Origin of the sequence: Cognatundibacterium griseum (assembly GCF_014284195.1) — a bacterium.
GTDB classification, from domain to species: Bacteria; Pseudomonadota; Gammaproteobacteria; order Burkholderiales; family Burkholderiaceae_D; genus Undibacterium; species Undibacterium griseum.
The window spans coordinates 17,250-29,408 of record NZ_JACOGC010000010.1 but is presented as its reverse complement, the minus strand read 5'-3'; the positions used below and the strand labels follow the sequence as shown (position 1 = coordinate 29,408).

Here is a 12,159-nt window from a genome sequence, read left to right as displayed (position 1 = left end):
TGTATTTGAAGAAATAATGGAGTGATTTATGGCCGATCAGAATCTTAAATTTTTAGTTGTTGATGACTTTTCCACGATGCGTCGTATCGTCAGAAACCTGTTGAAAGAATTGGGTTACTCCAATGTTGATGAGGCAGAAGACGGTGCCATGGGACTGGCGAAATTAAAAAATGGCGATTTTGATTTTGTGATTTCTGACTGGAATATGCCAAACATGGACGGTCTGACCATGTTGCAGCACATCAGGGCTGATCCGGCATTGTCAAAAATGCCTGTGTTAATGGTGACCGCGGAAGCCAAAAAAGAAAACATTATTGCAGCAGCTCAGGCGGGCGCAAACGGATACGTGGTAAAGCCTTTTACTGCAGCAACGCTGGATGAGAAATTATCGAAAATTTTTGAAAAGTTGGGTAAAAGCGCATAACACTGTGTGCCGATTAAATAACCGACTGAACTCATGACAGATCAATCTATTCATCAACATATGCAACAGGACGAACTCATTTCGAGGGTCGGCCATATGACACGCCTGCTGCATGACAGTTTACGAGGGCTGGGGCTCGATAAATTGTTAGAGCGGGCAGCGGAAGATATTCCTGATGCCAGAGACCGCCTGGATTATGTCGCTAAAATGTCCGAACAGGCGGCTCAGCGAGTATTAAATGCAACGGATATTGCTATTCCATTACAGGAAAAGCTGGATTCAGAAGCTAAGAGGATTCGTGAGTCTGTTGCCCTGATTAGCCAGGGGGCAGTCACCATTGAGCAATATAAACAGGCGATGAATGACATCTCAAGTTACCTGACAATGGTAAGCAGCCATAGTATGGAAACTAAGTCACATTTAATGGACATTATGATGGCTCAGGATTTTCAGGATCTGACTGGTCAGGTGATTAAAAAAGTAACGTCGCTAGCTCAGAATCTGGAACAGCAGCTGGTTCAGTTATTGATCGATTATTCGCCAAATGATCTCAAAAAGGACGTGGTTGATGGCTTACTCAACGGGCCTCAGATTAATCCCGAAGGCAAGACTGATGTCGTTGCCAATCAAAGTCAAGTGGACGATTTGTTGGATAGCCTCGGCTTCTGAGTATTTCGATCTCGGCAATCAAATAAACAAAAAAGTCGTATGATTGAAAATAATTTTATCTTAAGAGAACCTTTGCTTGACCCTAAGCAAAAAGTAATTGGCTTTGAATTCTCCTGGCAGCAAACGAATTCCGAATCTAAGCTGGATGCGGAAAATCTAGATTATTTATTGGAATTTGTTGCCGGCCATCTTAATGATGAGGATGGTTTTTTACTGGGAAACAGTCTCGTCTTTTTGGAAGCATTGCCGGAATTACTGCATTCTGAGAGCCTCAAGTTATTTCCAGCAAAAAATACTGTTCTTATCCTGCATAAGAAATATTTTTCCGATGAATCCGTTTTGAATGCAGTCAAGCAATTGCGGGCGGATGGTTTTGGTATTTGCCTGAGAGGTGCAGAGGTAAGCACGTTAGAGCGTTCTTTTTTCACCTTCGTCTCTCATATAGAAGTCAAACTGAATGCCTCTAATTTTGCCTCCCAGGCGAAAATCTATGGTGCACTGAAACAGTCGTCTATCCGAATGGTGGCGCGGGATGTTGCAACATGGCAGGATTTTGATGCCTGTTCTGCTTTGGGGCTGGAAAGTTTTGTTGGAAAACTGCATTTGACACCCCGGCCAGGTTCTGCGCAGAAAAGCCTGAACCCATCTCAAACAACCATCTTGCAATTAATGGAGATGGTCAGGAAAAATGCGGATATCCAGCAACTCGAACTGGTTGTGAAACGGGATGCTACGCTCGCTTATAAATTACTGCGGTATATCAATTCTGCCGGATTTGGTTTGCGTACTGAAGTTCAGTCGTTAAAACATGCGGTTCAGATGTTAGGATACAGCCCGCTTTATCGCTGGCTGACTGTATTGCTGGCATCGGCCAACACAAGTGGTTATTCGCCAGTATTGCTTGAGACGGCGATTGTCAGGGGGCGTTTTGCAGAGCTGTTGGGGCAGATGCAAATGCCTAAGGCAGAAGCAGAAAACCTCTTTGTCGCTGGTATGTTTTCACTGCTGGATCGTTTGTTGGGATTGCCAATGGACGAAGTTCTGGGGACGATACAGCTTCCGGACGTGGTTACGGAAGCTTTGCTGACAAGAGGCGGTATTTATGGTCCCTACCTTGCTTTATCCGAAGCGTGCGAATTGAACAGTATGTTGGTCGGCTCTCTTGCCGAGTCCCTGAAAATCTCCGCGGAAGATCTCAATGCAGCACATCTGGCAGCATTGGTTTGGGCAAAAAATGTTGCTGATGCAGCGTAAATAATGCTCCGGATAAAAGCGGCAAGCAGTAATTGCTTGCCGCTTTTTTTATCTGTTTTTATCAGAAAAATACTTAAATGCAACAACGACATATCGCACAACTTCCGGTGATTCCTTTATGGCTGGTTTGGATCGCCGCCATCTATTTTGTCGGATATCGATTGGGTGCATATCCTGTTCTGAATAACAATGAAGGCCTTTATTCAGAAATCCCGAGAGAGATGTTGTTGGCAAGCAGCTGGAAAGACTGGGTTATTCCCCATCTGAATGGTCTTGCCTACATGGAGAAACCACCTTTGTTGTATTGGCTGACAGCATTTTTCTTCGCCATTTTCGGAGAACAGGATTGGGTTGTCAGACTGGTGCCAGTATTCTCTGCGCTTGGCTGTGTCGGTCTGATTTTGTGGTTTTCTACCCGTTTGCAACGACGTGAAGCTGGTCGCCTGGCTGCACTCATGTTTATCAGCTCTATTGGCGTGACGCTCATGTCGAGGACTTTGATGTTCGACATGCTGCTGACTTTTTTTCTGACGGCAGCCCTGATGAGTGGATATCTTTTCGTTGAGTTCAGCGACAGGCAGGCACACTATCTGTCCATGGCTATGCTGGCATTCGCCTTACTGGCAAAAGGCTTCGTTGCGTTGATACTGTTTGCGATCGTCATGTTTGTCCATACCGTATTCCGATCCGTTTCGTTAAAAGATTTTTTTACGAGAATCCGAACCTGGTTTTATTGGAAAGCGGCACTGATCTTTTTACTGATTGCTGTCCCATGGCATATTGCCGCCATGATTGCAGAGCCTATTTTTGCCTGGTTTTATTTCATCAACGAACATATTTTACGTTTCCTGGGTAAGCGGGAGCCGCACGATTATTATGCCGGTGCCTGGTGGTACTACCTGCCACGCGCATTTCTGTTTTTATTTCCATGGTCTTTCTTCTTACCTCTGCTGCTTGTCCGGCGATTTAAGACAATCTTGATGGGACATTTGCAGCTGTTTTTCTTTGCAGCGTGGCTCATGCCCTTATTGTTTTTTTCTGTGTCGAGTGCCAAAGCAAATTATTATCTGGTGATTATCATGCCATTTGCGGTTGTTCAAATGGCTTTCATATTGGACGAAATGCAATTTACGCAACGCTGGGTATTGGCAGTACCAGGGTTTTTGATTGTCTGTATCTCTGCACTTGTTTTGTGGTGGTTGGCGGGGGATGTCTCTGTTCCGGACTGGATAATACTTGGAATGCCGCTTAAAAAATTTGCGATCTATGGGGAATTGACTGTCTTGATGGCAGCGTTAATCGCATCTCTGATGTCAATGCGTGCTTCTGGGACGAAATTTATCAGCTACCTATTGATCCCAGCAGTATGTTTGCCACTATTGTTAGAAACTGCAATTTCCCGGGGAGACTCGATTTCAACAAAAGCCTTGTCTCAGATTCTGATTAATGACTTTCCTGGCAGAAGCGTGGTTGCATATCATTTTTTTGAGCAACAATCTTCACTCCCATTTTATTTGAAAAAGCCCGTTCAAATTATTGACAGCCGAAGCAGTGATTTATTTTGGGGGAATAAATTACATAAAAATCAGATTGTTATAGACGATGTCGGGTTCATTGAATTGATGCGGACATCCAAAATATCTTTACTGGTTTTATCTGATGATTTGCCTGATTTTTACAAAAAAAATTATGCTTCCGCTTTCCAGTTGGCAAAACAATCTGGAGAGGTTTCCATTTTTAATAATTGAAGCGAATATGCCTTAATCGAAATTTTTCGGTATCCACATAAAACAGCCGAACTGTCAGGAATTCACCACAACACAAAATACTGATTGCATATACAGTATTTTGTGTTAAAGTACTCCCATCAAAGACACATTGAATGAAGTACCGTGATACCTGACTAGGAGATTTTACTATGGCATACCTTGGACAATCTTTTGATACCCGCTTTAGTCTTCAGTTTTCCCCCACGTCTTTTTTAGTGCGCCTTGGCCGCCGCGAAATGTTTGTCTGTCGCGATTTTCGCCAACGAGCGTATCGCGTTAACCCTATTCTGGATTGCTCTACAGGTGTTCAGGCGGGTCACCTGGAGATCTTGGTATTCAAGAAATGGTTGATTATTCTATCTAAGGCAAATTGGTAATCAATTATCGCTGTGCGGCAATGCAGGCTCTCCGGTAATTATTGATCCAATGTAGGGAGCAGGTAAGTGAATCAGATATTGGTTTGCCTGTCTTATTTTCAGCAGCAATGCATCAGAAAAATCTTCACTGTATTCTTGCAATGGTATGCCAGCATATTTGCAGCTAGATTCCAGTATTGTCCAGTGTCTGGCAAATAAAGACATCTGCAAATCGCTTGGCTTTTCCAGAATCATGTCTGTCTTGATTTGCCCAAGATAAAGTCTGGAAGTCTCTACCCATTGACTGAATAGGGTGGTTTTCGGAAAGCAGACAATATCGATAGCGATGTTTGTATGAAGATGGATTGCAGCAGCCGATAAACCTGATTCATGACTAAACGATACGGCGAATTCTTTTTCTGGCATCTGAACTGTTACACGTTTACCTGCTTGCGAAATCAGACGGATTTTCGATGGCGGTAAATTAAATGTACGTGACAATAATTCAGTAACGGCAAGGCGCAGTTCCTGCCTCGCGATATCTCTTGTTAATGCTGATGGTAAATCAAGATAAATGATCACCCATTCTTGCGACAAAAGATGTCGAACGGCCTGCTCTTTCATCGCAGGCCATAACATCGCGGGCAAATAGGGACGTTTTCCTGATTGCATAAAGGTTCAGGGGGACTTAAATCAAATCTGGTTTTCAGGCCTCTGTCATCATTGCCGCGGGGCAGCCGCGCCAGTTGGAGCCCGCAGGAATATATTCCCCCTTCATTACCAATGTCAGGGCTCCAAGTGAGGCATTGTCCCCGACCACTGCACCATAGAGCACAGAGCTACGTGCACCCATATACACTCTCGAGCCAATGTTGACCTGGTCAATTTTCATGACCCTGTCTTCAAAGAGGTGAGTCTGGGGACACGCTAAAGCATTAATCTCACTGTAATCGCCGATACTGACGCAATCAAACTCGGTAATGTCGGTTGTGTCCATATACACACCACGTCCTATGCGACATCCCAGTAAATTAAATGCAACTGGTAACCACGGTGTCCCGCGCAGGTAACGCATAAAATTAGGAACAGCAATTCCTTCGTAAAGATTGGTAATCCCTTCGGAAAACCAGACAAAAGGCGTCCACATCGGCGCGCTGGCCTTCTGGTAACGGAAAATCAGCAGCCACTTGAGTATCAGGACAAACGTGAAACTTCCAATTCCATAAAGCAATCCGGCTGCGGACAGGTAATACAGCACCTCAGCCCAGCGATCATCACCTGCAAGCGGCATCAGATCCAGCACGATGGTATAACCAACCGCGATCACCATTGCGTGTGGCGCAATAATACGGAAAGTTTCAACAAGGGTGCGCCCAATTCTGCGGATCACGGATGGTGTAAATGTCAGGTTTTCTGGAAAGCCTTTGACTTCCTCCCTTGCAGGTAAGTGCATGGGGGGGGACCCCAGCCAGGTATCACCTGAGCGAATTTGCGCATTGTCCGGTGCACAGGTATGTACACCGATCAACACGTTTTCAGGCAGAATTGTTCCATCGGGAATGTAAGCACCATTGCCAATAAAACTGCGCCGCGAAATGATCGTTGGATGCATGGTCATCCAGCCCCGGTCAATCTGTTCGTCCCCCAGTAAAACAGCATCCGCGATGAATGTCTCGTCACCTAATGTCAGCATGTCAGGAACTACGCCCAGTGCTGTTGAAATTTCGGCACCTTTGCCAACTTTTGCTCCGAGTATCCGATACCAGAATGGTGCGTAGACGGTTGCATAGACTCCGTGAAGAACATTCAGGCTGGCTTCCTGAATCTGATTCACAAGCCATTTGCCATAATAGATTTTTCCATGTACGGCATAGAGTCCCGGCTTTAGTCTGGGCAGAATACTCCAGCGGATTGCTGCTGACAGCAATGCGGTGCAAACAATCAGTACGGCTGTTGCAGGGAAAGCCAGTAAAAAATATTTACCCAGTTGCATTGGTACGTTATTTGTTTGCATCCACGGAAAGTTATCTGCATTATCAAACCAGTCAATCGTTACAAAACTGGGAAATACAGGCATGAAAAAGAGGGCGCTGATAAATAGAGAACCCATCGTAAAAAAAGACAATTCCCACGCCGAACGCCATCTGCTGAGCGGTGGCCGGGCAGGGTAGGAGGATGGATCAAATGCTCCGCAATCTTTGGCAGGTGATCCCTTCCAGACTCTCCCGGAGGGAATGATTTGTCCTTCCGCAAGGGCCGATTGTCCCTCGAGATGTGCCGCATTTTCCAGCGTAACGCCACCCTCGAGAACCGAGTATGAACCGACATACGCTTCAATACCAAGATCGATGATTCCTAACCATAATTCATTATGTTGCACTCTCGCATTCTCGAAGTTCACAGCATTGCCGATACTGCAGCCGTCTCCAATCCTCAATAAGTCCGGTGCACGGAGTGAAATCGATCCGATCATCACATCCTTGCCGATTTGCGCTCCTAATGCACGCAGCCACCAGGAATACAGGGAAGATCCGCTCAGCATATAAGCTGGGGCGGCCTCCACCATGCGGTCTGCCAGCCACCAGCGGAAATAAGTCATTCCCCATAACGGATAGCGTCCCGGTTTCAGGCGTCCTGCGATCAGCCATTTACCCGCAATAGCAATTCCGAATTCGACCAGTGTCAACATTAAAAAAGCTACGACAGACAGTAGGATGGCGCGTGGGATAGAGTCTCCGGGATCACCGGTAAAATAATGGTAGGCAAAAAATGGTGCCAGCCATTGCACCATACGCATTGCCACCAGCCATGGAATGACAGCTGCCTGTGCGGCACCGCATAACCAGCGCTTCCAGTGTGGTGCAGGCAGCCATGTCTGCGAAACGTTTTCCGGATTGGCTGAATGCACATGGGCGGCAGCTTCCAATGTGACAGCGATTTGTCCAATGTTCCGCTGTTGATAAATGTCTGCGATTTTAAAGTAAGCAAAACGCGCGTCCTGCCTCAGAACAGAAACCAACCTCGCTGCCATTAACGAGTGTCCGCCAAGATCAGCAAAAAAGTCTGAATCTCTCCGAATTGGCTGTCCCGGGAAAAGCGTTTGAAGTGCCTGAAATAAATGTGTTTCAGCTTCTGATACCGGGGTATCTGATTCTCCGGCAATGGTGGTTGCACTCAGATCAAGCCGTTTCAGTACGTTCCGGTCTATTTTTCCTGAGGTCAGACGAGGCATTTCGTTGATCAGTTCAAACCTGGCAGGCAGCATGTAGGGAGGTAGACTGCTGCTCAGTTGTGATCTCAAACCGGTGATGAACTCCGCTGTGCTCACGGCGTCCTGCATATCACGCACGATAAACGCAACGATCTGGTCGATATCCTGATCTTTACGCAATACGACAGCCACGGTTCCTACGCCCGGTTGTTGTGCCAAAACCGATTCAATTTCCCCCAGCTCAACGCGAAAGCCACGTATTTTGATCTGATCATCGGCTCGGCCAAGGCACTGAATTGTTCCATCCTGCTCAATGCAGGCCAGATCACCAGTCCGGTACAGGCGCTGTTCTTCCTTTTTATCTGACCAGGGATTCGGTAAAAATTTCTCACTTGTCAGGTCAGGCCGTCCCAGATAACCGACAGCGACACCGGGACCCGTAATACATAACTCCCCGGTTTCCCCTTGTGACAAGAGACGTAAGCCATTTTCGACATCCGTGGCGATCACCATCAGCGAGTAATTAGGTAAAGGTCTGCCGATCGTGACGGTTTGCCCCGGAAGCAGGGGGGCAAGGCTTGCCGACACTGTTCCCTCTGTCGGGCCGTAGGTATTAAATATTTGTCGTCCGGCACGGCTCCAGCGTGTAACGAGAGACTCAGGGCACATTTCCCCGCCCAGATTAATCAGACGCAGGCTGTCAATTTCTTGTGAGAACAAAGCAAGTAAAGTCGGCACCGCATGCAATACCGTGATCTGATTGTTTGCTAACGCCAATGGCAATGCATCCGGATCGGCAGTAATTTCTTTTGGTGCGATCCATAACGTGGCGCCAACCAGATAGCTGATCCAGATTTCCTCGAAAGACATATCAAAAGCGACAGAAAATCCTTGGTATACCTTGTCTGAAGATCGTATCCCCAGTACATCATTTTCGCTTCGCAGAAAATGACAGATACTTCCCTGATTCACCAGAATACCCTTGGGTTTGCCTGTGGAACCCGAGGTGTAAATCACATAAGCGGGATCTGTCGGTGCGCCTTTAGCGCGTAATGCTGAAGGCTGATTTTCCTGAGACTGAATCCCCTCAACACTCCAGACAGTAATGTCCGTTACCTTCCATCCAGCCAGCATCGACTCGCAGCTCAGCAGACCCGATGCCTTTGCGTCCTGCAAGCAAACATGAATCCGGTCGACTGGTGTATCTGCATCAAATGGCAACCAGGCCGCACCGGTTTTTGCAATAGCTGCCTGCATGACCAGCAGTTCAAGTCCACGTGGCAGCCATAAGCCAATAATATGGCCGGGACGTACTCCGGCGTGTATCAGCACTGATGCGGCATGACTGGCCTGCGCATCAAGTTCTGCATAAGTCAGTTTTTGCTCCTGGAAAATCAGAGCAATTTTTTCTGGAAACTGAAGAGCGGTATGTTCGAGAATGTCTGCCAGAGTCTCATGGCGAATCAGATCCGGACGATTGGGGCCATGTAAAATGGGAAGTTGATCGAAATCGATCGGGGTGCTGCTGGACAGTGGCATAAAAGTCAGAAAATGGTTGCTGCGGTGATGAATTGTTATACCAAGTAACGAATATGGTCCGACCAGAAGAACTCCAGTCGATCGTCAGTTTGATGTGCAGCCAGTTTACCATTTTGACAAAGTAAAAATAAGGAGATATCCCTGAGATTTGTCATTGTTTTGTATAAATATCCGCATGCATTGATGTCTGCTGATTCTGCTGATGCAAATAAAAGAGAAAATAATTTTCTGAACTGATTTGAACGCGGTCGGATCTGCATTAAAATCTGCGCCTTGAATCAAACCGTTTGTATGAGTTCAAACAGATGGCGCGTACTGATGTCGCTGCCATTGACCGCTGATGATCGTCAGATTGCCAGGATTTACATTGAATGTATGCCTTGTCTGGTATGAACATCGGCTGATTTCCGATAACAGCGCGCCGGCTTTGACGACAGAATAAAGCCATTACCTTTTCCGCGTCATCATCAACATTGCTCATTGCAGGCGTCGGTGCGATATCCGGCATTCTCATCCGGCACGGAAATCATATGTTCATGACGATGACACATTCACTGTGTAAAAACGGGGTGTTGAATGGAGATATACGCCCGGCGCTTGTTTTTTTTCAGGGCGAATGCCAGGTAAATTCAATCATTGAAAGAGTTGATATGTTAATAATAAAAAAATTACCAATTATTTTGCTGTTCACATTATGTGCGGGAGTCAGCCTGGCATCGGGTGCCCAAGAGAGCAGGACGAGTACAGAGGACGCGGAAAAGGATTGGGGTGTCTATACGCAGCTCACGTATGTGAACCAATGGCACAACAGTTTCCGTGCACCTTATGCGGCCGACAACAGTATGGACTCAGCCAGCAGAAATAATCAGACAGCGGATATCACATTAATGATCGGCCGTCGTATTGGACGTCAGGGGGAACTCTGGCTGAATCCTGAAATCGATCAGGGATTCGGACTCAGTAATACTTTGGGAATGGCGGGCTTTCCGAGTGGAGAGGCTTATAAAGTCGGGCAAAACAGGCCGTACCCCCGGTTGCCGCGCGCATTTTTCCGCCAGACTGTGAATTTAAGTGGTGAAAACGAGCAGGTCGAGGCGGCCGTTAATCAATTATCGTCGACCAGGACGGCGAACAATCTGATTTTCACAGCCGGGCATTTTTCAGTGACCGATATTTTTGACAATAATACTTATGCGCACGACCCTCGTTCTGATTTTCTGAACTGGTCAATTATCGATGCAGGCAGTTTTGACTATGCCGCGGATGCATGGGGCTTTACCAATGGTATGACGATTGAATGGAATCAAGGCAGCTGGACATGGCGTGGTGGATTATTTCAGATGTCGGAAGTGCCCAATGCCAAAGTGACCGGTCTGCATTTGAATCACAGAAGCATGGTTTCTGAAATTGAAAAACGCTACGAATTGAATGGACACCCTGGAAAATTCAAATTATTAGCTTTTGTTAACCGGGCGATGATGGGCTCCTATCAGGATGCGGTTTTGCTGGGACAGCAGACAGGCGCAGTACCGGATACGGCACTGGTACGTAAAATGGATACTAATAAAGGGATTGCGCTCAATGTTGAGCAGGAATTGTCTGCTGATGCAGGTGTTTTTCTCCGGATCAGCAGCAATAGCGGTCAAAAAGAAGCGTATGAATTTACTGATATGAGTAAAAGCATTTCAGGTGGCGTCGTGGTGCAGGGTAATCGCTGGGGACGTAGCGACGATAAGATGGGGATAGGTTTTGCGCACAATATGCTGTCGTCAGATGCCAAAGCTTATTTTACTGCCGGAGGCATGGGTATTTTGATTGGCGATGGAAAAATGAACTATGGCGCAGAATCAGTCCTGGAATGGTTTTACTCCTTTCAGTTGAATAAAAACTGGAAGTTATCGCTGGATTATCAGCATGCTGCAAATCCGGCCTATAACAGAGACCGTGGTCCCATTACATTTTATGGTTTGCGTCTGCATGCAGAAATGTAAGCGCGCTCTGGAAACGGAAGGCGTTCTTTCGCTATCTGTTTCTGCAAAATCAGATACAGAGCAGGAAATCTTTTCTTTGCGTGTAGGGTTTGACTTAGTTTCGCCTGAGTCTCTTTAGTGGCATCTGGCTAAATAGGTATACATTCCCACGCTGGATGAGCAGTTTCAAATTGCAACTTATTTGGCGCCAGAGATATCAAAGAATTTCGGTCGAATTGAAGTTAAATCACCAATCGATCCCGTTGAATTCTTTTTTATATCGAGGTAATCAAGTCCATGAATAATTTGCTGACAATCCGAACCGTGCTGCCAAGTGATTACGAAGGCTGGCGTCCTCTTTGGGATGGTTATAACGCCTTTTATGGTCGCCAGGGTGATACCGCATTGCCAGAGGACATTACTCGCACCACATGGGAAAGGTTTTTCGATACATCAGAGCCGGTGCACGCATTGGTCGCTGAAAAAAATGGTCAACTGGTTGGCCTGGTGCATTATCTGTTTCACCGGAGTACCACGCGCCAGAACGATGTCTGTTACCTGCAGGATTTATTCACCGCAGAACAGACGCGCGGGCAAGGTGCAGGCAAGCAGCTGATCGAAGCTGTCTATGAAGCTGCCCGCCAAAAGGGAAGTTCCCGTGTGTATTGGCAAACGCACACAAATAACTTAACTGCACGGGCTTTGTACGACAAACTCGCAGAGCATCAGGGCTTTATTGTTTATTCCCATGCTGTTGAATAGTTGAATATACCGGTAAATTTTTAGTGCCAACCAAGAAGAGATGGCCGGCTTTTCAGATTTTTATGTAGGTTTGTCGTTATACCGCTGCTTTGGTGAAATAATGAATTGAAATCTTCGTTTCCAATTTTCACTTGTTCGCATCGTATCCGTCCCCTAAACACTGATGCCTGTGTCAAACTATCCCATTCTTTATCACCAAATAGTT

9 protein-coding genes are annotated in these 12,159 nt (G+C 46.4%); 7 read left to right on the top strand and 2 right to left on the bottom strand.

The annotated features are described in order from the left end of the window. Nucleotides 1-28 precede the first annotated feature (28 nt). The 5 genes from cheY to H8K27_RS16095 all read left to right on the top strand — a co-directional run bounded on the left by cheY (nucleotide 29) and on the right by H8K27_RS16095 (nucleotide 4,493). Nucleotides 29-424 (top strand): chemotaxis response regulator CheY, encoded by a 396-nt coding sequence (cheY, locus tag H8K27_RS16115; protein ID WP_186864205.1) that lies wholly within the window; start codon nucleotides 29-31, stop codon nucleotides 422-424. 33 nt (nucleotides 425-457) lie between these two features. After that, entirely contained in the window at nucleotides 458-1,093 is a 636-nt protein-coding gene (gene cheZ / locus H8K27_RS16110) for a protein phosphatase CheZ (RefSeq protein ID WP_186864204.1), read from the top strand. A gap of 39 nt (nucleotides 1,094-1,132) precedes the next feature. After that, on the top strand, nucleotides 1,133-2,347 hold the full coding sequence (locus H8K27_RS16105; protein ID WP_186864203.1) for an EAL and HDOD domain-containing protein: 1,215 nt from the start codon (nucleotides 1,133-1,135) through the stop codon (nucleotides 2,345-2,347). A gap of 77 nt (nucleotides 2,348-2,424) precedes the next feature. Next, nucleotides 2,425-4,095: a glycosyltransferase family 39 protein gene (locus tag H8K27_RS16100; protein ID WP_186864202.1), complete on the top strand. Its 1,671-nt coding sequence runs from the start codon at nucleotides 2,425-2,427 to the stop codon at nucleotides 4,093-4,095. Between the two features lie 170 nt (nucleotides 4,096-4,265). Continuing rightward, entirely contained in the window at nucleotides 4,266-4,493 is a 228-nt protein-coding gene (locus H8K27_RS16095; protein ID WP_186864201.1) for a hypothetical protein, read from the top strand. Here the strand turns inward: H8K27_RS16095 and H8K27_RS16090 are convergent, their stop codons facing one another. Together H8K27_RS16090 and H8K27_RS16085 are read right to left on the bottom strand one after the other, a co-directional pair. Continuing rightward, nucleotides 4,494-5,144 (bottom strand): hypothetical protein, encoded by a 651-nt coding sequence (locus H8K27_RS16090; protein WP_186864200.1) that lies wholly within the window; start codon nucleotides 5,142-5,144, stop codon nucleotides 4,494-4,496. 34 nt (nucleotides 5,145-5,178) lie between these two features. Further along, entirely contained in the window at nucleotides 5,179-9,222 is a 4,044-nt protein-coding gene (locus H8K27_RS16085; protein WP_186864199.1) for a Pls/PosA family non-ribosomal peptide synthetase, read from the bottom strand. A gap of 530 nt (nucleotides 9,223-9,752) precedes the next feature. Between H8K27_RS16085 and H8K27_RS16080 the strand changes: the two genes are divergently transcribed. After that, a complete protein-coding gene (locus H8K27_RS16080; protein WP_230419440.1) occupies nucleotides 9,753-11,213 on the top strand; it encodes a carbohydrate porin in 1,461 nt (486 codons plus the stop codon). A 276-nt stretch (nucleotides 11,214-11,489) separates the two neighbouring features. Then, nucleotides 11,490-11,954 (top strand): GNAT family N-acetyltransferase, encoded by a 465-nt coding sequence (locus H8K27_RS16075; protein WP_186864198.1) that lies wholly within the window; start codon nucleotides 11,490-11,492, stop codon nucleotides 11,952-11,954. Nucleotides 11,955-12,159 lie beyond the last annotated feature (205 nt).